This is a genomic window from Bacillus sp. Brlt_9, from assembly GCF_051948935.1.
In the GTDB taxonomy this organism is placed as follows: domain Bacteria; phylum Bacillota; class Bacilli; order Bacillales; family Bacillaceae_G; genus Bacillus_A.
Genome location: NZ_JAYJLO010000007.1, coordinates 134,780 through 158,229 on the forward strand (window position 1 = coordinate 134,780; position 23,450 = coordinate 158,229).

Genomic DNA, 23,450 nt, shown 5'->3' on the forward strand with positions numbered 1-23,450 from the left:
CCTCTTCTTTTTTGATTTACGGTTTTACTTGAGCGTAATGTCGCACAACAAACTCACGAAACGTCTGTGCAGCAAGCGATAAGTAGTGTTTTTCATTCCACACTAAATGAGGCGTCCATTGGCAAACAGGCTCTTCAATACGTAGAAGCGTTAGCGGTGGTAATTCCTTTTTTGCTGCGATTGGTAAAAAAGCAACGCCAAGTCCAGTACGTACTAAGCCGCTTATTGCTGCAGGTTCATCTCCTTCACATACAATGTTAGGTGTAAACCCTGCTTGTCTGCAGAAATTGTCTGTAATCTCCCGGAAGCTATATCCTGGTTTTAGGGAGATAAAAGGATCGTTTGCTACTTCACTCAGCTTGATACGGTCGCGATCTTTGAGTCGATGTGTACTTGGGATAGCTAGTACGATCTCTTCGGTCATTAATGGAAGACTATAGATTCCGAGTCGATCAATAGGTGAAGGTGTGAGACAAAAGTCGATTTCGCCTTTTTCAAGAAGCTGAATTTTTAATTCTTCTGTAGATGCTTGCGTTATGCGGAAGTTAATGTGTGGATATAGGGCTAGAAAAGGTGCTAGCAATTCAGAGACCCGATTTAAAGTTGTAGTAGCTACTAAAACACTTCCTCGTTCTAATCCAGCCATATCTGTAACTTGTCGCTTGCCAGTTTCCAGCGCATCAAGGGCCGTATCCACTTGTTTGAGAAAAGCTTTTCCGAAAGCATTTAGGCGAATTTGGCGCCCGATTCGGTCAAATAAGGGAACTCCTAATTCTTCTTCTAATCGAGCGATAGTAACACTTAAAGCTGGTTGAGAGATATGCAGTTCTTGTGCCGCTTTTGTTATATGTTCCGTCCGAGCGACTGTCTTAAAATACTTGAGCTGCAGCAATTCCATAAATTATGTCCACCTTCTCTTATATACTCAAAGTTATCAATATGATAGTGATTTTATATTTTTGTTTATCAATAATCAATTTTATAATATGAGTGTGAAAGGAAATATTATAAGAATTTATATATAGATAAAAAATGAGGTGGATGATTTTGGATATTCAAAAATATTTAGAGCATATTCAATCTGAAAAAAGAGAGGTAAGTTTCTCTTACTTATCTCATCTTCAAAAGCAACATGTACTCAAAGTTCACTTTGAGAATCTTGATATTCTTGCAAGAAAACCTCTGTCTTTGCGTGAAGAAGATTTATATCAAAAAATTGTTCATTCGAAGCAGGGTGGCGTGTGCTACGAGTTAAACGGAATATTTTATTTTCTGCTAAAAGAATTAGGATTTGATCCGTATCTTATGGCAGGAACTGTATATGTAAGAGAAGGAATGTGGGCTCTTGAAAATGCTCATTTATTCATAATCGTACCAATTAATAATAAAGAGTATTTGGTGGATGTAGGTATGGGCGGTAATTCCCCACGAATCCCTGTCCCACTGAATGGAGAAGAAGTTGTGGATAGTGATGGTCTTTACAGAGTAAATAAAGACGAGACAACATCATTTTATTATTTACAAAAAAAGACTGATGATAAGTGGGAAATTTTATATCGCTTTGAACAGCCTTCTCATAAATGGAACCTAGAGAATATTCATCCCATTTGTGTTTTAACTGAAACAGCTCCAGATTCGATGTTCAACAAAATGTATTTCCTTTCAAGAGTGACAGAAAATGGGCGTATTACTTTGCTAGGAGATATGCTGATTATCGTTAACGGAAAAGAGAAAATAAAAGAAAAACTAGAAAAACATGAGGTTGAGGAAACGGTTCGTCGTTATTTTCAAATCCAAATATAATGAGAAAACTTTAGGGAGGGTTCATGTATGACTTTAGATTTACAAGTTCAATCGTTTCTTGCGCAAGGTGGGAATTTGAATACACTTACAGGAGAAGAGCACGGAGAAGTAAAAGCTGTGTTTAAGGTGGAAGATTTCCATATTCCTGTGAAGGACGGTGAAATTAAACTTCGAGTTTATACGCCGAATGAAAAGGAATCATTACCTGTTTTTGTATATTTACATGGTGGTGGATGGGTAGCAGGAGATATTCAGGCTGTAGATACTTTATGCCAAAATATGGCGCATGATGCGGAATGTATAGTTGTTGCGGTAGAGTATCGCCTAGCTCCTACACATAAATTCCCTGTTCCATTAGAAGATTGTTATGAAGCGACTAAATGGGTAGCTGAAAATAGTTCTATGCTTAATGCGGATAAAACAAGAATCGCAATTGGTGGAGATAGTGCTGGTGGAAATATTGCAGCAGCAGTTGCGATTATGGCGCAAAAATTTAACAACCTTTCATTGGTGGCTCAAGTATTAGTTTATCCTGTAGTTGATCTTACTTTAACTTTCAAAGCACAATCATATCGAGATAATGGTGAAGGTTATTTACTTACAACTGAAGGAGTTTTCTGGGCAACGCAAATGTATTTACGTGACGAAATTGACAGATACAATACATTTGCATCACCTTCAGTGAATAATGAGTTAGAGAATTTGCCACCAGCGCTTATTATTACAGCGGAATATGATCCGCTAAGAGACGATGGTGCTGCATATGCGAAACGTTTAGAGGTAGCTGGGATTCCTGTAGAATATAAGTGCTACGAAGGGATGGTCCATGGTTTCTTCTGGATGGCGGGTATTATGGATAAAGGTCTCCAAGCACGATTACAAGTTTCGAATTATTTAAAGGGTGTATTCATGGGGAAATAGAAGGGGCATCTCCACTAGTAGAGCACCTTTGTTTGAATACGATATGTAACATATAGAAATGAAGCCTAATTTCTCATTGATATAAATGGGGAGTTGGGCTTTTTCGAATTTATTTATTTTTGTAGTTTCATAGACGGATAACTTGAATAATTATTTGATAATGGTTATCATTTAGGGAGTCTTTTAAATTTTGGAAAATGGAGGGGAAATATGCTACGTAAATTTTTTTCGTACTATAAACCGTACAAAGGTTTATTTATACTCGATTTTTCTTGCGCAGTGATCGCAGGATTACTAGAACTTGGCTTCCCGCTTATCGTAAACCAATTTATCGATAAGTTATTGCCAGGGCAAAACTGGACGCTTATTTTATGGGCGTGTTTCGGTTTATTTGCAGTGTATATGTTAAACGCAGGCCTGCAATATGTCGTTACATACTGGGGGCATATGCTAGGGGTTAACATTGAAACAGATATGAGGCAGAAATTATTTGATCATATTCAAAAGCTATCATTCAGATTTTTTGATAATAATAAAACCGGTCATTTAATTTCACGTCTTACGAACGATTTAATGGAAATTGGAGAAATTGCTCACCACGGGCCAGAAGATTTATTTATCGCTGTTATGACGTTAGTTGGGGCGTTCTCATTTATGATGATGATCAACTGGAAGTTAGCGCTATTAACGTTCTTCGTTATTCCATTCTTATTATGGTTAGCGCTTTACTTCAATAAAAAAATGACAGGTACATTTAGACGTTTGTTCTCAGATGTTGCTGATTTCAATGCATGTATTGAGAACAACGTCGGTGGTATCCGTGTTGTACAAGCATTCGGAAATGAAAAGTTTGAGAAAGACCAGTTCGCTGTGAACAACGCTCGTTTCCGTACAACGAAATTAATGGCGTATAAAATTATGGCGTTAAATTCTTCGATTAGTTATATGCTTATGCGTCTCGTAACGCTCTTCGTCTTAATATGCGGTACATGGTTTGTTCTGCAAGGTGAATTAACGTACGGTGGATTTATCGGATTCGTTCTATTAACGAATATTTTCTTCCGCCCAATTGAAAAAATTAATGCGGTAATCGAAAGCTATCCGAAAGGGATCGCTGGCTTTAAGAGATATGTAGAGCTTCTTGAAACAGAGCCAGATATTGTAGACTCTAAAGATGCGATAGAAGTTAAACATGTACACGGTGATATTCAATATAGCAACATTACGTTCGGATATGAAAATAAAGAACCGATTTTAAATGACATTAGCTTGAAAATACATGCAGGCGAAACAGTTGCATTCGTTGGGCCATCAGGAGCAGGGAAAACAACGTTATGTAGTTTACTCCCACGTTTTTATGAGCAATCTTCTGGATCGATTCAAATTGATGGTATTGATACGAAAGATATGACGCTATCTTCACTTCGTAAGCAGATTGGAATTGTGCAGCAAGACGTGTTCTTATTCTCTGGAACGATTCGTGAAAATATCGCTTACGGAAATTTAAAGGCGTCAGAAGCTGAAATTTGGCAGGCAGTAAAACGTGCGCAGTTAGAAGACTTAATTTACTCACAACCAGACGGTTTAGATACTGTTATTGGTGAGCGCGGCGTGAAACTTTCTGGTGGACAAAAGCAGCGTCTAGCGATTGCTCGTATGTTCTTGAAAAACCCGCCAATTTTAATATTAGATGAAGCGACTTCTGCATTAGATACAGAGACGGAACTAGCGATTCAAAAATCACTTGCTGAACTAGCTGTCGGCCGCACAACGCTAGTTATCGCTCACAGACTTGCAACGATTAAAAATGCAGATCGTATCGTCGTTGTAAATAAAGATGGTATTGCAGAACAAGGTTCGCATGAGGAATTAATTGAGCAAGGCGGAGGATACAGCAGGTTATACGAAGCGCAGTTTAGTTCGTAAATATAATTTGTACTGAATTAGTGCACCATAAGTAGGTAAAAATCTCATATGGGAGGCTATAAAGTATGATTGTAACAACAACGTCTACAATTCAAGGAAAAGAAATTATTGAGTATGTCGATATCGTGAATGGAGAAGCGATTATGGGTGCGAATATCGTTCGTGACCTTTTCGCTTCTGTCCGTGATGTAGTCGGTGGTCGTTCTGGCGCTTATGAAAGTAAATTAAAAGAAGCGCGAGATATCGCAATGGAAGAGATGAAAACTCTCGCAAGACAAAAAAATGCGAATGCAATTGTTGGTATTGATGTGGACTACGAAGTCGTTCGCGAAGGGATGCTAATGGTTGCGGTGAGCGGGACTGCTGTCCGTATATAAGGTGAAAAGCCGTGCTGATGCACGGCTTTTACTTTTATTCATGCTGTGCTATGTCGAAGCCTCGATATTTCTTGGGAAATGTGGAAGCTCCCGTCGATATATAGGGAAGACATTAGAGCGCTTCTTTACATTTCCGGATTTGAACTAATAATGTTTCGTATTCTTGGTTGAGAGATGGGATGTTATCGTGATGATTTGGCATGGAAATTCGGCCGATGATTTCCGTTAATTTTGTTTGTAATCGTAATAATTCTTGTTCAGTAACATTGACAGAATCCCCGGTTGTTCTTTTTGTGTATTGCTCGTAATTACCGTGGAATACTCTTGGTTCACTCTCATCTACTTGTAGAATATGGTCGGCAACAGAGCGAATAAAGGCACGGTCATGGCTAATGAAAAGTATTGTGCCTGGATATTCTCGTAACATAAGTTCTAATTCCTCTTGCGTTGCTAAGTCTAAATAGTTTGTCGGTTCATCGAGCAGAAGCATATTATAGTTTCCTAAAAATACTTTTGCGAGTGCAACCTTCATTCGTTCACCACCGCTTAGAACGTGCACAGGCTTATGAACGTCTTCACGGCGGAATAGGAGCCGTGCAAGTATTGTTCGAACGAACGATTCAGTGTAATTTGTTTCCTCTAGAACGTTTTCTAAAATGGTTTTATCTGTTTTTAAAATTGACAGTGTTTGTTCGAAGTATCCAATTTTACAACTTTTCGATAGCTGCATACCACGCTCTTTTGCGAGAAGCATGTTGAACAAAGTTGTTTTTCCACTTCCATTTGCACCTAAAACAGCAAGCTTTGCACCAGGAGCAATAGTTCCATTCATACTTTTAAATAGTGTACGGTCACCTATTTTCTTTGTTGCTTTATTGAACTGTACGGCCACTTTACTATGAATGGGTGTATGGTATTGCACGTCAAACTGAGCCAGAGAAAAATCCTTTGGTTTTTCTTTCTTTTCTAGTTTTTCAAGACGTGTTTCCAGTGCCTTTGCTGCTTTGCTAACCTGTTCTTGGCCGTGAGCCCCACTTAATTTATACAGTTTAGATTCAGATGAGCTGAACCGTGTCGGGATTTTTGTCATGTTAGAAGCACGTTGCTTTCTTTGTAAAATGGACTGCTCTAAACGGTTTTTTTCTTGTACATATTGCTCATATTCTGCTTGTTTTTGTATTCGTTCACGTTCTTTTTGTTTTCGATAGTGTGAATAATTCCCTTTATACTCTTGAATCGTACCGTTTTCAATTTCAATGATTTTTGTACATATATTATCTAGAAATTCACGGTCATGCGATATTAAAACAAGTGCCCCTCTATAAGATAAAAGTGCCTTTTCTAATTGCTCTGTACCGACCATATCTAAGTGGCTTGTTGGTTCATCAGCGAATAAAATACCTGCATCTTGTTCGAGAGCGTGGGCAATCTTTAGGCGCATTCGTTCACCACCGCTCATTGCACCTGTAACGTTTGAAATACTCCATTTTCCTTTTGAGAGAGAAGAAGCGGTTTCCGGTAGTTCCTCACTAAGCTGAGGAATGATGCTGATAGAACTATGATGAGTTACTATGCCTTTGTCGGCTTCTATTTCTTTACTTAATATTTGTAATAACGTAGATTTACCAGCTCCGTTGACTCCGACAATTCCTATACGGTCATGTGCTTGTATTTCCAGTGATTGTACCGTAAATAGTGTGCGATCACCAAAGCTCTTTTCAATATTACGTGCGAATAAAATAGTCATAAAAAAACCTCCCTAGTTTCACTAGAGAGGATAAACGTCGCCCTTACATGTAAAAAACCGTACATAAATAAACGATTTTTTTACATGATCGTTTCGAAAGAAAGTATCGACAAATGGACAGACTAATCCCCTGCTAGTTTTCATCATTTTTTGTTCACTATTTGTGATGGATGAAATAAATAAGAGAATTAGAACTTCATTGGTCAAAGTACCTTCCTTTCATAATATTACTTTTATTGTATGCGCATACAAAAGAGTTTGTCAAACTTATTTCTGTTTATGATTTTTGAATTTATCATTATACAATTGTGCTTTTGCTAGCGCCTCAGCATCGTTTTTAATTTCATCCAGTCCATTCGCATCCCCAATAATATACCCTTCAAATGACGAACCAACAAAATCAAAGATGTATTGAAACTGAGTGATAAGCGGTAATGCTTTCAGTTTTGGATTATCTCCGCCAACGATGACAACGTACATTTTTTTACCTTTCATTTTCTCTTTGAAATGAAGTGATGTATCGCGTAAGCTTTGTGACCAGCGATCAACGAAGTTTTTCATATGTCCGCTCATTCCGTACCAGTATAATGGTGAGGCAAAGATAATCGTGTCATGCTCTAACATGCGTTTCGTTAACTGCTCGTAGTCATCATTTACAGGTTGGAATCCTTCTGTATCATGACGTTGGTCTGTAATAGGATGAACTGTATGGTCTCGCAAGTAAATTTGTTCTGTTTCAATGCCCTCTATCATCATATGTGTTAAAGCTTCTGTATTTCCGTTTTGTCTTGAACTGCCGTGTATAACAAACATGTAATCATCCCTTTTCTTTTGCTTGTTTTAGGAGTGAAACGTGTTTTTGCAAATTCGTTTGAATGCTAGAAAGTAATGAGATTTGCTTTGTTACTTCATTGAGTTTATCTTCATAAAGTGCAAGGATACTGCTGCAAGGATTTTCGTACAGGTGCGGCTCGATTTCGAGGCAGCGTAGCATTCTTGCAGTCTCTTCTAAATTTAAGCCAATTTGTAAGTACATTTGAATAAGTTCTACTTTTTCAATAGCACTTTCATCAAAATCACGGTAGCCATTTGTGAGCCGCTTAGAAGGGAGTAATCCCTTTTCTTCGTAATGTCTTAGTGATCTTTCGCTAACGCCAGTTTCTTTTGATAACTCCCCGATTCGCAATGCGTTTCACTCCTTTTACCTGTATTGTAAACCTTCACACTAATGTGAAGGTCAACTCTGTTTTTTCGCAAAAGAATCTACATGATTTAAAAATACTTGAATAGCTTTAGACGGAATAAAATATTTGCCGCGCACGATGGAGAATGGACGGATGAGTTGTTCATTTGGAACTTCGACGTGGAATAGATCTTTTGCCAGTAGCTCTTTCCGTACAGTCCAATCAGAAAGGATAGCGATGCCAAGCCCGGCACTAACTGCTTCCTTCACGCTTTGAATACTGCTAAATGTAAAGAATCGCTTCATTTTTAAATGGTGTTGATGAATAAAACGATCACTATAAGCACGTGTACCAGAGCCGCTTTCTCTTAATACCCATACTTGATCTTGGAGTGTGTTTTCATTGATTTCTTTTATGCGGAGCAGTGGATGATTTGGCGGAACGACGAGCTTCATTTCATCTTGCATAAATGTTTCAACGTCAACGTCGGCGTATATGACTTGTCCTTCTACTAAGCCGATATCAATTTGATTAGAGCGAAGGCTTTGCAAAACGTCTTCTGTATTTGAGATAAAAGTATGAACTTCGACGTGTGGATTTTCATTCGCATAGTTAGCCAGTATTTTTGGAAGTAAGTATTCACCAATTGTAAAACTAGCACCGATGCGAAGCGTTCCTGTTACAACGTTATGTAGTTCGTTAATTTCTTGTTTAGCATCTTCGTAAAGAGAGAGCATTTGCTTTGCGTGTATATATAAAATGTTTCCAGCCTCTGTCACTTGAACGTGCTTCGGGGAGCGCTGAATGAGTGTAGTTCCAAATTCATTTTCTAAGTTGCGAATGTGCATACTTACGCCAGGCTGTGAAAGGTTTAATAACTCTGCTGCACGGGAGAAGTGTTTCTGTTCCACGACAGTAACGAAAATTTTTAAAATGTCTACGTTCATATAATGGACTCCTTTCGTTTTTCTATCATCTTATCATAAGTATTTCTGATGATAGAGATTTGGTATTGATATTAAACTTATTATAGAAACTCTCTTATAATGTAAGTAGAAAGAACATGCATGTTCCAATACGATTATTGGAGTGGTTCAAAGTGGAACAAACACTTATTATACAAAAGAAGAAGGGCTTTGGATTTTCACAAGGAATTGGGATTACACTATTAATCGCAATTGCTGCGAAATATTTAGCAGAGCTTCCATTTTTAAATATTATGGGACAATTAGTAATTGCTATTCTAATTGGGATGGTTTGGCGTGCGGCAATTGGAGTTCCGCAAGAAGCGATAGCTGGAACGAACTTTGCGAGTAAGAAGTTGCTTCGCTTCGGGATCATCTTACTTGGAATGCGATTAAATCTTGTTGATATTGCGAAGGCGGGGCCGAAAGTATTAGTCATCGCAGCGGTTGTTATTACATTTACGATTTTCGTAGTATATGGACTAACGAAAGTATTTAAGGTAGAAAAGAAACTTGGAATTTTAACAGCGTGCGGGACGGCAATTTGCGGCGCGGCTGCGGTCGTGGCAATTGCACCGCAAGTGAAAGCAAAAGATGATGAAACGGCAGTCGGTGCAGCGATTATTGCCATTTTAGGTACAATATTTACACTTATTTATACGCTATTATATCCAGTGCTTGGCTTCTCACCGTACGGTTACGGTGTATTCTCAGGTGCGACGTTGCATGAGATCGCTCATGTCATCGCAGCTGCGGCGCCAGGAGGAAGTACGGCTGTAGACATCGCAGTTATCGTGAAGTTAACGCGCGTTGCAATGCTTGTGCCAGTAGCAATTTTAATTGGGTTATGGTTTGGTAAGAGCGAAGGTAGCGAGGAAAAAAGATCGTGGCGTGACCTTCCGATTCCGTGGTTCATCTTCGGATTTTTAGCGATGAGTGCAGTGCATTCGCTCGGTATTATCCCAGAAGTTGTTGCGGGATACATTGTTGTCATTGCTTACATGCTTATCGCAATGGCGATGGCAGGGCTTGGTTTAAATGTAGAATTTAAAACGTTCCGTAAGTTAGGAAGCAAAGCGTTCGTGGCAGGGCTAATTGGTTCGGTGTGCCTTTCTATTCTTGGATACGTTCTTGTATATGCGTTAGGATTTATGTAGTAGGGCGGAGAAGCTGTTCCCAGAGGTATTTGGGAACAGCTTTTTCTTATGATTATAGGGCTACGGATGTCGGTAAGTCGATATATTAAAAAAATCGCTGATATAAAGTGAAACTTTAATCAGTGGGGATTTTCTTCATCCCCCACTGATTATTAGTTGAACCAATCGGACTTTTATGGGCAGTTGATCCCCCCTACCTAAATTCTTTGCTTTCGCTGAATTTTGAGGTGGGGGTCTTACTGCCCGTTAAAGCGGGATAAATTGAATTACGCCTGTACTTTGTTAGAGAAGGTGCGTAGTGAAATGTTTTTCTAAAATTTGTAAAGATATCTTTACTTGTAACTGGAAAATATTTATAATTAAAGTAAAGATATCTTTACTTTCGAAGGTGGAGCCTATGGGTGTGAAAAATAAAATAAAAGAGTTAAGAAAGCAAAATCATATAACACAAGTTGAAATGGCAAAGGCGATGAAGGTGACGCGGCAGACAATTGTGGCGATTGAAAACCATCATTATAACCCGAGTTTAGAGTTATCCTTAAAAATCGCTAAATATTTTGGGGTGAAGGTAGAGGAAATCTTTACGCTAGAGTAAGGGGAGAAAAAATGAACGATACTAAAAAGTTATTGATTGGTGCGACTTTTGGATTGTTTTTAGGAGACATTGTAGTTCATATTATGAATCCGGCTATACCAATTTTATCGCTCGTAGTGAGTAACGTTTTAGCAATTGTATTTTTACTAGTGTATACGTATTACAAAAAGCGTAAGTACAAAAAAGAAGAACTTCCAGATATAGATGAGCGAGTAAATGAAAATATAAAAAAATATGTAAATGTCTCACTTGTATTCGCGTTTCTATTGCTTATTGTTTATATTGTTGCGAGTAAAGCAATAGGCAGAGCTGTTATACCAGTGCAAGAAATATTTATGATATGTAGTTCCTTATTTGCGGGGAGTCTCATTATAGGAGTCATGGTAGGGAAACGAGCATAGCGATAGGAGGAATGAAAATTGCAAGATGAGTTTGAGAGATTCCAGTCGGATAAAGCGTTTAAATATGTAGGGTTATTTTTTACGATTAGTTTAGCGGTATGGAGTTTATATAACTTAATAGTTGATGGAAATGCTGGTATGCCGTTTGTTTTATTTGTACTAGGACAGTGGGTGTATTTTCTTGTAAACTATTGGCCGAAGTGGAAGTATAGAAATCAAAAAGAGGCTGATCATGTATGAGTAAGCAAGAGGTTATACGATTCATAGGAAGTTTATTTTTAGCGGGGCTTGTTTTAAATGTGAGCTTAATGGTGTTACATATTTCATGGGGAACAATCTTCATATCGAATGTAGCGCTAGTCATTCTATATGGTATTGCGGAATATAGAGAACAGAAGCGTTTGAAAGAAGAGGGAGTACCGTCGATTGATGAGCGAGTTGCGAACAAGATGAAGTCATATTTTACAATTAGTATGACAAGCTTCGTGCTATTGTTCATTCTGTATCTTTGTGTAAACAAGTATTTAGATAGGCAAGTAGTACATGTAAATGAGTTATTATATATTGCTATTTTTGGTTTATCCGACTTTAATGGGCAGTAAGACCCCCACCTCAAAATTCAGCGAAAGCAAAGAATTTAGGTGGGGGGATCAACTGCCCATAAAAGTCCGATTGGTTCAACTAATAATCAGTGGGGGATGAAGAAAACCCCCACTGATTAAAGTTTCACTTTATTAATAAGTATGGCATCGACGAGTGTGTTAGCAACAAGGAATAGATAGAAAAAGGGGAACTGGGATGGGATTACCGGTATTATGTGTCGCTACGGCTATTTTTGCTTTGTTTTGGGGAATGCAGAACGTCTCTCGTAATCCAGTACCGAGTATTTGTATTATGCTTGGTACTGTAGGTTTATCTTATTATTTATTAGTTTCAGCTCATTATCATAAAACAGCAACGAGTGTTGTTGTTGGAGCACTTATTTTATTTTGTGGGCGCGCTGTACAAAAGGGACTATTTCCATAAAAGCTGTTTATACATTTTGTATAAACAGCTTTTTGTATTTTTTTTACAAAACACTTGAAAGTTACGTAACGTCATCTTTTATAATGAAAGGGAAGAGGTGATGGTAGTGATTTCAATACAACAATTGACGAAAGAAACAGGGGTAACAGTACGTACATTACGTTATTATGATCAAATAGATTTATTAAAGCCGAGCGGGAAAACAGAAGGCGGGCATCGTTTATATAGTGAAGCTGACGTAATACGGCTGCAACAAATTTTATTTTTAAAGGAAATGGGATTTTCATTAAAAGAGTCTGCGAATATGTTAGTAAAAGGTGAGCTTAATTTAAAGGATTCGCTTGAAAAACAACTTCGGTTTGTACAGGAAGAACAAAAGAAGTTTAATCGAATGGAGCGTGTTTTACAAGCTGTTGTTTATTCGGTAGATGTAGAGGGAGAACTTGATTGGAAAGTTATGTTTGAACTGATTCAGCTTTCAAAACAGTCTTCTCGTATACGTGAAATATTTCAAAATGAAGTGTTTTCAAAGGAAGAACAACAATTGCTTCATAATTTGCCAAATATGAGTGAAGAAGATCCGAATGTTTTAGAGTGGGTAGATTTATTAAAGCAATTACGTACTTTTATGAAAGAAGGTAAAGAAGCCAGGAGTGATGAGGTACAAGGGGCAACAAAACGATTAATGCAGAAGTGTTTAGAAATGGCCAATGGTGATGAAGCATTTTTAGATAAGTTATGGGAAGTTAGAAAATCGAAGGAAGATTCACAGAAAATGAGTATGTATCCAATTGAAGAAGAGCTTTTATTATATATGGATGAAGCTTTTCGTATATATGATGAAAAGGAGAAGGGTAAATGAGTATACTTGCAGAATATCGTTGGTATTTTTTAATTGGGGCAGAGATTGTATTTTGGTTATCAGCTATCGGTTTCTTTTTACTCCGTTACGGATTCCGTTTGAAGAAGGCGAGCTTTATTATGGGGATTGTACTCCTCGTAAATGAAGTGTTTATTTTAACCTTAGGGGTAGTGGACTATTATCAAACAGGAAAGTTCTCTAACTTTCAAATCATTACGGTAATTATTTTATTGTATGCAGTTTTCTACGGGAAAAAGGATTTGAAGAAGCTTGATATATTTGCGCAAAAGCAAGTTGCGAAATGGAGGAATGAACCAGCACCTATTATCGAAGAACAGATAGAACTAACAGGTATGGCCTATGCGAAGCAGGAAATAAAAAATTGGGTATTACATCTTGTTTTATTCGTTGTTGTGCATATTTTCTTTTTCTTCGCGTATGGGTTTATTCCATTTGAACAGTGGAGCAATTGGTTAGAGTCAGGAATCATTTTAAATAAGGCGGCTAGTCGTGTTAGTCAAGTTTGGGCGATTATATTTTTAGTGGATACAGTTATTTCATTTTCATATGTTCTTTTTCCGAAGAAGGGGAAAGGAAAAGAGAAGCTACTTTCTTAGAGGGAAGTAGCTTTTATGGTATACAAATAATTTTTATAGGAGAGGATGACAATAGGAAAAAGAAGCGGTTTTATATGTCTATTTCTCTTTAGCTTAGTAGCATGCTCTCAACCTAACACTACAATTGATAAGAAGAATGATGTCATTGTAAAGAGAGCAGAAATTTCCAATCTAGATAAATTCGAAAAGTTCGTTTTGAATGTGGACCAAGGGGAAGTTGATAAAATAAGAATTGTACATTATACACATGAAGGTGATCTGGTTTTTCAAACGTTAGAGTATAGTGGGACAGATATAATTCATATGTTAGATAATAGGCAAGATCGATTTGCTGGTAATCATACAGGTATAGATGAAGATAGCTGTAAAAGGATTGTTAAAGAGCAGCGTGAATCACAAATGGCTTATAGGTTAATAGACTGTGCGAATGAAAATGGGCGCAATGGATATGATTTATTATATGTACCTAAAGAATAGAGTTAGTAGAGGAAGGAAGTTTTGACTCCTTCCTTTTTCTATGTATATATTGTCGAAAACTTTACCGAATATCTGTTCGTTTTTTTAGGTTTTTTGTGGGCATTCGTGGTAAAATAATAATACAGATTTTTATGAGGAGGTCGGATCTTACGTGGAACATCAATTTGAAATTATTTCAGCGTATTCCCCACAAGGCGATCAGCCGGTAGCTATAGAGAAGCTTGTAGAGGGAATTAATAGTGGAAAGAAAAAGCAAGTGTTGCTTGGAGCGACAGGAACGGGTAAGACATTTACGATTTCAAATGTCATTAAAGAAGTGCAGAAGCCAACACTTGTCATGGCTCATAATAAAACGTTAGCGGGACAGTTATATAGTGAGCTGAAAGATTTTTTCCCGAATAATGCAGTTGAATATTTTGTTAGTTATTATGATTATTATCAACCAGAAGCGTATGTGCCGCAAACAGATACGTTTATTGAAAAAGACGCACAGATTAATGATGAAATTGATAAATTGCGTCACTCGGCAACGTCTGCATTATTTGAACGGGACGATGTAATTATCGTTGCGAGTGTTTCGTGTATATATGGTTTAGGTTCTCCGGAAGAATACCGCGAGTTAGTTGTTTCACTTCGAGTTGGTATGGAAAAGGACCGCAATCAATTGCTTCGTGAACTTGTTGATGTACAGTATGGACGTAATGATATTGATTTCAAGCGTGGTACATTCCGTGTGCGCGGAGATGTAGTTGAAATCTTCCCGGCATCACTTGACGAGCATTGTATTCGAATTGAGTTTTTCGGCGATGAAATTGATCGTATTCGCGAAGTAAATGCGTTAACAGGGGAAGTATTAGCAGAACGTGATCATGTAGCAATCTTCCCAGCATCTCACTTCGTTACACGTGAAGAGAAGATGAAGGTCGCTATTGAAAATATCGAAAAAGAATTAGAAGAGCGTTTAAAGGAATTAAATGATAATGGCAAGTTGTTAGAAGCGCAGCGTATAGAGCAGCGCACACGTTATGATTTAGAAATGATGCGCGAGATGGGCTTTTGTTCAGGGATTGAAAACTATTCCCGCCATTTAACGCTTCGTCCGGCGGGTGCAACGCCGTATACGCTATTAGACTATTTCCCGGAGGATTTCTTAATCGTTATGGATGAGTCGCACGTATCAGTGCCGCAAGTAAGAGCGATGTATAACGGGGACCAAGCGCGTAAGCAAGTGCTTGTGGATCATGGATTCCGTTTGCCATCGGCTTTAGATAATAGACCGCTTACGTTTGATGAGTTTGAAGAGAAAACGAATCAAGTTATTTACGTTTCAGCAACGCCAGGTCCGTACGAATTAGAGCAGTCACCAGAAGTAATAGAACAAATTATTCGTCCAACAGGGCTTTTAGATCCACCAATTGATATACGACCAATTGAAGGACAAATTGATGATTTATTAGGAGAAATTCAAGATCGCATCGCAAAAAATGAGCGTGTATTAATTACGACTTTAACGAAGAAGATGTCAGAGGATTTAACGGATTACTTAAAAGATGTAGGAATTAAAGTGAACTATCTTCACTCTGAAATTAAAACGTTAGAACGTATTGAAATTATCCGTGACCTTCGCCTTGGTAAGTTTGATGTGCTTGTCGGTATTAACTTATTACGAGAAGGATTAGATATTCCAGAAGTATCGCTTGTAGCTATTTTAGATGCTGATAAGGAAGGGTTCTTGCGTTCAGAGCGTTCATTAATTCAAACAATCGGTCGTGCAGCACGTAATGAAAACGGCCGCGTAATTATGTACGCAGATCGTATAACAAGATCGATGGGAATTGCGATTGAAGAAACGCAACGTCGTCGTACGATACAAGAAGCTTACAATGAAGAGCATGGTATTACGCCGAAAACGATTCAAAAAGGTGTGCGTGATGTGATCCGTGCAACGACAGCTGCCGAAGAACCAGAAACATATGAAGCAGCGCCAGCTAAGAAGATGACGAAAAAAGAGCGTGAAAAGACAATTGCGAAGATGGAAGCAGAGATGAAAGAAGCAGCAAAAGCGTTAGATTTCGAGCGTGCAGCTGAGTTAAGAGATTTACTATTAGAATTAAAAGCGGAAGGGTGAACAGAGTGAGCATGAGCAAGGATTTTATTGTTGTAAAAGGTGCTAGAGCACATAACTTAAAAAATATTGATGTAACCATTCCGAGAAATCAGCTTGTTGTTGTGACAGGATTGTCTGGTTCAGGGAAATCATCATTAGCATTTGATACGATTTATGCAGAAGGGCAGCGCAGATACGTAGAATCGTTATCTGCGTATGCGCGCCAGTTTTTAGGGCAAATGGATAAGCCGGATGTAGATACGATTGAAGGATTGTCACCAGCGATTTCAATCGATCAAAAAACGACGAGTCGTAATCCACGTTCAACTGTCGGAACGGTAACGGAGATTTATGATTATTTACGTTTATTATTTGCGCGAATTGGTACACCGATTTGTCCGAACCATGGCATTGAAATTACGTCACAAACAGTAGAGCAGATGGTAGACCGTGTACTTGAATATCCTGAACGTACGAAATTACAAGTGTTAGCTCCTATCGTTTCTGGACGTAAAGGTGCACATGTGAAAGTGCTTGAAGATATTAAGAAGCAAGGATATGTTCGTGTACGTGTTGACGGTGAAATGCTGGATGTATCTGAAGAGATTACGTTAGATAAAAATAAGAAGCATTCTATTGAAGTTGTAATAGACCGTATTGTTGTAAAAGAAGGAATCGCAAGCCGTCTTGCGGATTCACTTGAAAGTGCATTAAAGCTTGGCGGAGGCCGAGTGTTAATCGATGTAATGGGAGAAGAGGAACTTCTATTTAGTGAACATCATGCTTGTCCGCATTGTGGTTTTTCAATCGGAGAATTAGAGCCGCGTATGTTCTCATTCAACAGTCCATTCGGAGCGTGTCCTTCTTGTGATGGACTTGGTTCAAAGTTAGAGGTAGATTTAGAACTTGTTATACCGAACTGGGATTTATCATTAAATGAACATGCGATTGCTCCTTGGGAACCGACAAGCTCACAATATTATCCGCAGCTTTTACAATCTGTATGTAATCATTACGGCGTTGATATGGATGTGCCTGTGAAAGATATACCGAAAGATTTATTTGATAAAGTGTTGTACGGAAGCGGTGAAGAGAAAGTTTATTTCCGCTATGTAAATGAATTTGGTCAAGTAAAGGAAAATGAGATTTTATTTGAAGGTGTTATTCCAAATATCGAACGTCGTTATCGTGAAACGAGTTCTGATTATGTTCGCGAGCAAATGGAGAAATATATGGCAGAGCAAGCTTGTCCGAAGTGTAAAGGTGGACGCTTAAAGCCTGAGAGTTTAGCTGTTTTCGTTGGTGATAAAACGATTGCTGACGTAACGAAGTATTCTGTTCAAGAAGTACAGGAATTCTTCTCAAATGTAGAGCTAACGGAGAAACAACAAAAAATTGCTCATTTAATTTTAAGAGAAATTCAGGAGCGCGTTGGGTTCTTAGTAAACGTCGGTTTAGATTATTTAACGTTAAGTCGTGCCGCAGGAACTTTATCAGGTGGTGAGGCGCAGCGTATTCGTTTAGCGACGCAAATCGGTTCTCGTCTTACTGGCGTACTGTACATTCTTGATGAGCCTTCTATCGGTTTGCATCAGCGCGATAATGACCGTCTTATTCGCACATTGCAAGAAATGCGTGATTTAGGAAATACGCTAATTGTCGTTGAACATGATGAAGACACGATGATGGCTGCTGATTATTTACTTGATATCGGGCCTGGTGCAGGTATTCACGGTGGTCAAGTTGTATCAGCAGGTACACCAGCTGAAGTGATGCAAGATGAGAATTCGCTAACAGGTAAGTATTTAAGCGGTAAAGAGTTTATTCCGGTTCCACTTGAGAGACGTAAAGGTGACGGGCGTAAAGTGGAAATTGTCGGTGCAAAAGAGAATAACTTAAAGAATGCGAAGATGTCATTCCCGCTTGGTACGTTTGTAGCGGTAACGGGTGTATCTGGTTCTGGTAAAAGTACGATGATTAATGAAGTACTATATAAATCGTTAGCGCAAAAATTATATAAAGCGAAAGCGAAGCCAGGTACGCATAAAGAGATTAAAGGTCTCGAGCATTTAGATAAAGTAATCGATATTGATCAATCGCCAATCGGTCGTACGCCACGTTCTAATCCAGCGACGTATACAGGTGTATTCGATGATATCCGTGATGTGTTTGCACAAACGAATGAAGCGAAAGTGCGTGGATATCAAAAAGGACGTTTCAGCTTTAATGTAAAAGGTGGACGTTGTGAAGCGTGCCGTGGTGATGGAATTATTAAAATCGAAATGCACTTCTTACCAGATGTATACGTTCCGTGTGAAGTTTGTCACGGTAAACGTTACAACCGTGAAACGTTAGAAGTGAAATATAAAGATAAAAACATTTCTGAAGTGTTAGGGATGACAATTGAAGATGGAGTAGAGTTCTTCGCTAATATCCCAAAAATTAAGCGTAAACTTCAAACGCTTGTAGACGTAGGGCTTGGTTATATGAAATTAGGGCAACCAGCTACGACGTTATCTGGTGGGGAAGCACAGCGCGTGAAGCTAGCTTCTGAATTACACCGTCGTTCTACAGGACGTACGCTATACATTTTAGACGAGCCGACGACTGGTTTACATGCGCATGATATCGCACGCCTTCTAGAAGTGTTGCAACGTCTTGTTGAGAGTGGTGAGACGGTACTTGTAATTGAACATAATTTAGATGTAATTAAAACAGCTGACTATATCGTTGACCTTGGACCAGAGGGCGGAGACAAAGGTGGACAAATCGTTGCCTCAGGAACGCCAGAGCAAGTAGTGAAAGAAGAGCGTTCGTATACAGGTAAGTATTTAAAAGAGATTTTAAATCGCGATAAAGCAAGAATGAAAGAGAAAATAAAAGAAGTAGAGCTATCTCAATAAGTGTATTACGAAAAACCGAGTGGAAATGGCACTCGGTTTTTCGTTCATAGGGGGAGAAGATGGAGTTTGCCCCGCATTAACGGGCAGTAAGATCCCTACCTCAAAATTCAGCGAAAGCAAAGAAGTTAGGTGGATGATCAACTGCCCGTAAAAGCCCGATTGGTTCAACTAATAATCAGTGGGAGATGAACAAAACCCCCACTGATTAAAGTTTCACTTTATAGATGTTTTAAGAAAGAAAAATATGAAGGTAAGAGAGTTTCAAAATTGGGGTGTTTATTTTCGCAAGCGCTGGGAGAATAGCTTTGCGAATCATTTGAGTTATGAAGAGAAAGAAGAGATTCATTTATATGGGGATAAATATTATTGTGGTTACTTGTGGCACATATTTAGTTATGAAAAGAAGAAGTGCTTAGAAGGAACAGAAGCAGAGAGAGCGTTTCATAATGAAGTGAAAAAGGATTGCTACATCTTCTATCAACACTGTGATGATGTAATGCTAATAAAAGATGCGAGTTTATTAATTATGGATGATATATTAGGTGAAACAGATGATATGTATAAAGGTGATATCTATATTGTAGACAAAGATTTTACTTGGACCTTTGTGAAAACTCATGAACATAGATGGTGTGGTCCTTATTTCGCAAGGAAGTGTTAGTAGGTATACAAGCATAAAGGGTAGAATAAGTTGATATAAGCGCTCGCATGATACTTGCGTTTACTGTCTATTAGCGTATGATGAAATATATATGTTTAAAAGGATGTGTAAGAAAATGAGATGGATTGTATCACTTCTTGTAAATAGCGTTGTGTTAATCGCTGTATCGGGACTTTTAAAAGGGATTGCACCAGACGCGTTTTACGTAGCAAATATACAAACTGCAATTATTGCGAGTATTATCTTGGCTGTTTTAAATGTGTTCGTAAAACCATTTTTAATTTTAATTACGTTACCAATTACGGTTGTAACTTTCGGGTTCTTCTTAATTGTTATTAATGCGATTACGTTAAAAATAGCAGATTCATTATTAGGAGATGCATTTAATATATCAGGATTTGGTGTAGCGATCGTTGCAGCAATTTGTATTTCAATTTTTAATATGATTATTGAAAAGGCAATTGTGGAACCTCTATATGAAAAAAAGAGAAAATGACACAAAGAAAAACATTTCATGATGTGTATGAAATGTTTTTTTCTATTTATTAGAAACCGTATTTCTTGTTTCCAGAAAAAAATGGTACAATATCCGGTAGAATGGAATTTTACATCAAATGAGACTGAACCCGCAGCGGAGTGGAGGTTTATACATATGCCGAAAGTAAGGACAAAAGATTTAATTGAACAATTTCAATTGGAGTTAATAAGTGGTGAAGAAGGAATTCATCGTCCGATTGATACAAGTGATTTATCACGACCTGGAATTGAAATGGCAGGATTTTTTACATATTATCCGGCTGATCGCGTACAGCTTCTTGGAAAGACGGAGCTTACGTTCTTTGACACGTTAACGTCAGAGCAAAAGCAAGAGAGAATGAAAGCGCTTTGTACTGAGGAGACGCCATGTATTATTGTAACTCGTAATCAAGATGTACCAGATGAGTTACTGCAAGCATCGCGCGAATCAGGAATGCCTTTATTGCGTTCTTCTCAAACAACAACAAGATTATCGAGTCGTTTAACAAATTATTTAGAAGGTAAGTTAGCTCCAACTACAGCTGTACATGGTGTGCTAGTTGATATTTACGGTGTTGGTGTGTTAATTACAGGTCAAAGTGGTGTCGGTAAAAGTGAGACAGCTCTTGAGCTTGTGAAACGTGGTCACCGTCTTGTTGCGGATGATAGTGTAGAAATTCGTCAAGAAGATGAGGACATGTTAGTCGGAAGCTCACCAGATTTAATTGAGCATTTATTAGAAATTCGTGGTCTAGGTATCATTAACGTTATGACGTTATTCGGTGCAGGGGCAGTGCGAAATTATAAGCGTATTACACTTGTTATTAATCTTGAAATTTGGGATCAAAAGAAAAATTACGATCGCTTAGGTCTTGATGAAGAGAAGATGAAGATTATTGATACAGAACTTACGAAGATTACACTTCCAGTTCGCCCTGGTCGAAACTTGGCTGTTATTATTGAAGTGGCAGCGATGAACTTCCGTCTAAAACGTATGGGAGTCAATGCAGCACAGCAGTTCTCTGAACGATTAATGAGTGCGATTGAGTTAGGAAATCAGGAGTAAACTTTGGAGAGGGAGGTCATACATATGCTGTTAGGTTCTGTACCACAGCTTGACCGCGTAGCTGTCCAACTTGGGCCGTTTCCTGTTTATTGGTACGGGATTATTATCGGGACAGGTGTGCTATTAGGTCTTTGGCTAGCAACTCGCGAGGGAGAAAGGCTAGGTATTCCAAAAGATACATTTGTTGACCTTGTATTAATTGCAGTACCGATCGCTATTCTATTTGCGAGAATGTACTATGTTATTTTTGAATGGGAATATTACGCGCAAAACCCGAGTCAAATTATTAATATTCGTCAAGGTGGCTTGGCGATTCATGGTGGTTTAATTGGGGCTGTTATTACAGGGATTCTTTTTGCGAAACGCCGCGGGGTTTCATTCTGGAAGTTGGCTGATATTGCTGCGCCAAGTATTTTACTAGGACAAGCAATTGGCCGATGGGGAAACTTTATGAACCAAGAGGCACATGGTGATGAAGTAACGAGACAGTTTTTAGAAGGCCTTCATTTACCGGATTTCATTATTAATCAAATGTATATTGATGGTGTATACTACCATCCGACGTTTTTATATGAATCATTATGGAATTTTGCAGGTGTCATTTTATTACTTGCATTACGAAAAGTGAACTTACGACGCGGGGAATTATTCTTCACATATTTAATTTGGTATTCAGTAGGGCGCTTCTTCGTAGAAGGCTTACGTACAGATAGTTTAATGCTAGGACCACTTCGCATCGCACAAGTAATGTCAATTGGACTTGTTGTTATTTCTATTATTTTCATTATTGTGAGACGAAAAATGGGGCAAGCTGATAAAAGATATTCGGAAAATTAGAGAAAAGTAGCATCTTATTATAAGATGCTGCTTCTTTCATATTCAGGAAAGAGAAAGGACTAAGGCAATGAGAATAAATACAGTGTTATTTGATTTAGATGGAACTTTAATTAATACAAACGAACTTATTATTTCTTCTTTTTTACATGTGTTACATACATATTATCCAGATCAATATAAACGTGAAGATGTATTACCATTCATCGGCCCGTCTTTACATGAAACCTTCAGCAAGATTGATGAAGACAAGGTTGAAGAGATGATCACATGTTATCGTCAATTTAACCATGATCATCATGATGAATTAGTAGAAGAATATGAAACTGTATATGAAACAGTTCAAGAGTTGAAGAAGCGAGGCTATAAAGTTGGGATTGTTACAACGAAAGCGAGACAAACTGTTGAAATGGGATTAAAGTTGTCAAAGCTTGATGAATTTTTTGATGTTGTTGTGACAATTGATGATGTAGAGCATGTGAAACCACACCCAGAACCACTTCAAAAAGCGCTTGATTTATTAGATGCGAAACCGGAAGAAGCATTGATGGTTGGGGATAACCATCATGATGTTGTTGGTGGACAAAATGCGGGTACGAAAACAGCTGCTGTTTCATGGACATTGAAAGGTAGAGCGTATTTAGAGGCTTACAAGCCGGACTTTATGCTAGATAAAATGAGTGATTTGCTACCAATTTTGTCTAATATGAATCGTTCATAAAGGTCCAAGTAAGTTAGTAGGGGAGATATTTCTCTACTAACTTACAGTTTCATTTTTTAGTAGAGGAGCGAGCTAAGTGCGACGGACAACGCGCTATCCTGTTTCGGGAGAAAATTCATTATGGAATGTGTATAAAACAGTGTCCTTTTGGAAGGTAATGAAGAACTTTATTATTATCCAGATTGCTCGTTATACACCATTTTTATCCGTCAAAAATTGGTTGTACCGCACATTTTTACGGATGAAAGTCGGAAAGAAAACATCGTTCGCGCTTATGGTAATGCCGGACATTATGTTCCCAGAAAAGATAACTGTGGGAGAGAATTCGATTATCGGCTATAATACAACGCTTTTAGCGCATGAATATTTAATTCGCGAATATCGACTTGGAGAGATTGTCATAGGAAATGAAGTGATGATTGGAGCGAATACAACGATATTACCAGGTGTGAAAATTGGAGATGGCGCGATTGTTTCAGCTGGCACACTTGTTCATAGGGATGTCCCAAGTGGTGCCTTCGTGGGTGGAAATCCAATGCGTGTTATTTATACGAAAGAAGAAATCGATGCTAAAGAAGGTTGAT

At 38.2% G+C, this 23,450-nt stretch carries 26 protein-coding genes; 21 read left to right on the forward strand and 5 right to left on the reverse strand.

Annotated elements, in window-relative coordinates; genetic code table 11:
- Positions 1 to 16 precede the first annotated feature (16 nt).
- Entirely contained in the window at positions 17 to 898 is an 882-nt protein-coding gene (locus VF726_RS23890) for a LysR family transcriptional regulator (protein ID WP_440172719.1), read from the reverse strand.
- 149 nt (positions 899 to 1,047) lie between these two features.
- Between VF726_RS23890 and VF726_RS23895 the strand changes: the two genes are divergently transcribed.
- The 4 genes from VF726_RS23895 (at position 1,048) to VF726_RS23910 (ending at position 5,027) form a co-directional block, all read left to right on the forward strand.
- Entirely contained in the window at positions 1,048 to 1,803 is a 756-nt protein-coding gene (locus VF726_RS23895; protein ID WP_440172721.1) for an arylamine N-acetyltransferase family protein, read from the forward strand.
- Positions 1,804 to 1,830: 27 nt separating this feature from the next.
- A complete protein-coding gene (locus VF726_RS23900) occupies positions 1,831 to 2,724 on the forward strand; it encodes an alpha/beta hydrolase (RefSeq protein WP_440172723.1) in 894 nt (297 codons plus the stop codon).
- Between the two features lie 210 nt (positions 2,725 to 2,934).
- A complete protein-coding gene (locus VF726_RS23905; protein ID WP_440172725.1) occupies positions 2,935 to 4,650 on the forward strand; it encodes an ABC transporter ATP-binding protein in 1,716 nt (571 codons plus the stop codon).
- 65 nt (positions 4,651 to 4,715) lie between these two features.
- Positions 4,716 to 5,027, forward strand: coding sequence for a YbjQ family protein (locus VF726_RS23910; protein WP_000637527.1), 312 nt, complete (start codon positions 4,716 to 4,718; stop codon positions 5,025 to 5,027).
- Positions 5,028 to 5,139: 112 nt separating this feature from the next.
- On the opposite strand, the gene abc-f is transcribed toward VF726_RS23910, so the two are convergent.
- The 4 genes from abc-f to VF726_RS23930 form a co-directional block, all read right to left on the reverse strand.
- Entirely contained in the window at positions 5,140 to 6,774 is a 1,635-nt protein-coding gene (gene abc-f, locus VF726_RS23915; RefSeq protein ID WP_440172727.1) for a ribosomal protection-like ABC-F family protein, read from the reverse strand.
- 267 nt (positions 6,775 to 7,041) lie between these two features.
- Positions 7,042 to 7,587, reverse strand: a complete 546-nt coding sequence (locus tag VF726_RS23920) for a flavodoxin family protein (RefSeq protein WP_440172729.1) — start codon at positions 7,585 to 7,587, stop codon at positions 7,042 to 7,044.
- A gap of 4 nt (positions 7,588 to 7,591) precedes the next feature.
- Positions 7,592 to 7,960 carry a MerR family transcriptional regulator gene (locus VF726_RS23925; protein ID WP_427230009.1) on the reverse strand — a complete coding sequence of 123 codons (369 nt, stop codon included), beginning with the start codon at positions 7,958 to 7,960 and terminating at the stop codon, positions 7,592 to 7,594.
- Between the two features lie 51 nt (positions 7,961 to 8,011).
- A complete protein-coding gene (locus tag VF726_RS23930) occupies positions 8,012 to 8,905 on the reverse strand; it encodes a LysR family transcriptional regulator (protein ID WP_440172732.1) in 894 nt (297 codons plus the stop codon).
- 152 nt (positions 8,906 to 9,057) lie between these two features.
- On the opposite strand from VF726_RS23930, the gene VF726_RS23935 reads away from it, so the two are divergent.
- The 17 genes from VF726_RS23935 to VF726_RS24015 all read left to right on the forward strand — a co-directional run bounded on the left by VF726_RS23935 (position 9,058) and on the right by VF726_RS24015 (position 23,449).
- Positions 9,058 to 10,080 (forward strand): YeiH family protein, encoded by a 1,023-nt coding sequence (locus tag VF726_RS23935; protein ID WP_440172734.1) that lies wholly within the window; start codon positions 9,058 to 9,060, stop codon positions 10,078 to 10,080.
- 397 nt (positions 10,081 to 10,477) lie between these two features.
- On the forward strand, positions 10,478 to 10,675 hold the full coding sequence (locus VF726_RS23940) for a helix-turn-helix transcriptional regulator (protein WP_440172736.1): 198 nt from the start codon (positions 10,478 to 10,480) through the stop codon (positions 10,673 to 10,675).
- An 11-nt stretch (positions 10,676 to 10,686) separates the two neighbouring features.
- Complete coding sequence (locus VF726_RS23945) at positions 10,687 to 11,076, forward strand: hypothetical protein (RefSeq protein ID WP_440172738.1); 390 nt, start codon at positions 10,687 to 10,689, stop codon at positions 11,074 to 11,076.
- Between the two features lie 18 nt (positions 11,077 to 11,094).
- Entirely contained in the window at positions 11,095 to 11,316 is a 222-nt protein-coding gene (locus tag VF726_RS23950; protein WP_001150203.1) for a hypothetical protein, read from the forward strand.
- Complete coding sequence (locus VF726_RS23955) at positions 11,313 to 11,678, forward strand: ATPase (RefSeq protein WP_440172740.1); 366 nt, start codon at positions 11,313 to 11,315, stop codon at positions 11,676 to 11,678. The genes VF726_RS23950 and VF726_RS23955 overlap by 4 nt, the downstream gene beginning before the upstream one ends.
- A gap of 196 nt (positions 11,679 to 11,874) precedes the next feature.
- Positions 11,875 to 12,102, forward strand: a complete 228-nt coding sequence (locus VF726_RS23960) for a hypothetical protein (protein WP_440172742.1) — start codon at positions 11,875 to 11,877, stop codon at positions 12,100 to 12,102.
- A gap of 100 nt (positions 12,103 to 12,202) precedes the next feature.
- Positions 12,203 to 12,964, forward strand: coding sequence for a MerR family transcriptional regulator (locus VF726_RS23965; RefSeq protein ID WP_440172744.1), 762 nt, complete (start codon positions 12,203 to 12,205; stop codon positions 12,962 to 12,964).
- Positions 12,961 to 13,581, forward strand: coding sequence for a hypothetical protein (locus VF726_RS23970; protein WP_440172746.1), 621 nt, complete (start codon positions 12,961 to 12,963; stop codon positions 13,579 to 13,581). The genes VF726_RS23965 and VF726_RS23970 overlap by 4 nt, the downstream gene beginning before the upstream one ends.
- A 45-nt stretch (positions 13,582 to 13,626) precedes the next feature.
- Positions 13,627 to 14,058 carry a DUF4362 domain-containing protein gene (locus VF726_RS23975; protein WP_440172748.1) on the forward strand — a complete coding sequence of 144 codons (432 nt, stop codon included), beginning with the start codon at positions 13,627 to 13,629 and terminating at the stop codon, positions 14,056 to 14,058.
- 151 nt (positions 14,059 to 14,209) lie between these two features.
- Positions 14,210 to 16,186 (forward strand): excinuclease ABC subunit B, encoded by a 1,977-nt coding sequence (gene uvrB, locus VF726_RS23980; protein ID WP_440172749.1) that lies wholly within the window; start codon positions 14,210 to 14,212, stop codon positions 16,184 to 16,186.
- An 11-nt stretch (positions 16,187 to 16,197) separates the two neighbouring features.
- A complete protein-coding gene (gene uvrA, locus VF726_RS23985) occupies positions 16,198 to 19,068 on the forward strand; it encodes an excinuclease ABC subunit UvrA (protein WP_440172792.1) in 2,871 nt (956 codons plus the stop codon).
- A 244-nt stretch (positions 19,069 to 19,312) separates the two neighbouring features.
- Complete coding sequence (locus tag VF726_RS23990; RefSeq protein ID WP_440172750.1) at positions 19,313 to 19,729, forward strand: DUF4275 family protein; 417 nt, start codon at positions 19,313 to 19,315, stop codon at positions 19,727 to 19,729.
- 115 nt (positions 19,730 to 19,844) lie between these two features.
- A complete protein-coding gene (locus VF726_RS23995; protein ID WP_001267308.1) occupies positions 19,845 to 20,225 on the forward strand; it encodes a phage holin family protein in 381 nt (126 codons plus the stop codon).
- A gap of 156 nt (positions 20,226 to 20,381) precedes the next feature.
- Positions 20,382 to 21,311 (forward strand): HPr(Ser) kinase/phosphatase, encoded by a 930-nt coding sequence (gene hprK, locus VF726_RS24000; protein WP_001127250.1) that lies wholly within the window; start codon positions 20,382 to 20,384, stop codon positions 21,309 to 21,311.
- A 24-nt stretch (positions 21,312 to 21,335) separates the two neighbouring features.
- The gene (gene lgt / locus VF726_RS24005) at positions 21,336 to 22,148 is read left to right on the forward strand and encodes a prolipoprotein diacylglyceryl transferase (RefSeq protein WP_000924239.1); all 813 of its coding nucleotides are present in this window, start codon (positions 21,336 to 21,338) and stop codon (positions 22,146 to 22,148) included.
- A 67-nt stretch (positions 22,149 to 22,215) separates the two neighbouring features.
- Entirely contained in the window at positions 22,216 to 22,866 is a 651-nt protein-coding gene (ppaX, locus tag VF726_RS24010) for a pyrophosphatase PpaX (RefSeq protein WP_440172751.1), read from the forward strand.
- 76 nt (positions 22,867 to 22,942) lie between these two features.
- The gene (locus VF726_RS24015) at positions 22,943 to 23,449 is read left to right on the forward strand and encodes an acyltransferase (protein WP_440172752.1); all 507 of its coding nucleotides are present in this window, start codon (positions 22,943 to 22,945) and stop codon (positions 23,447 to 23,449) included.
- The last annotated feature ends 1 nt before the right edge of the window (position 23,450 follow it).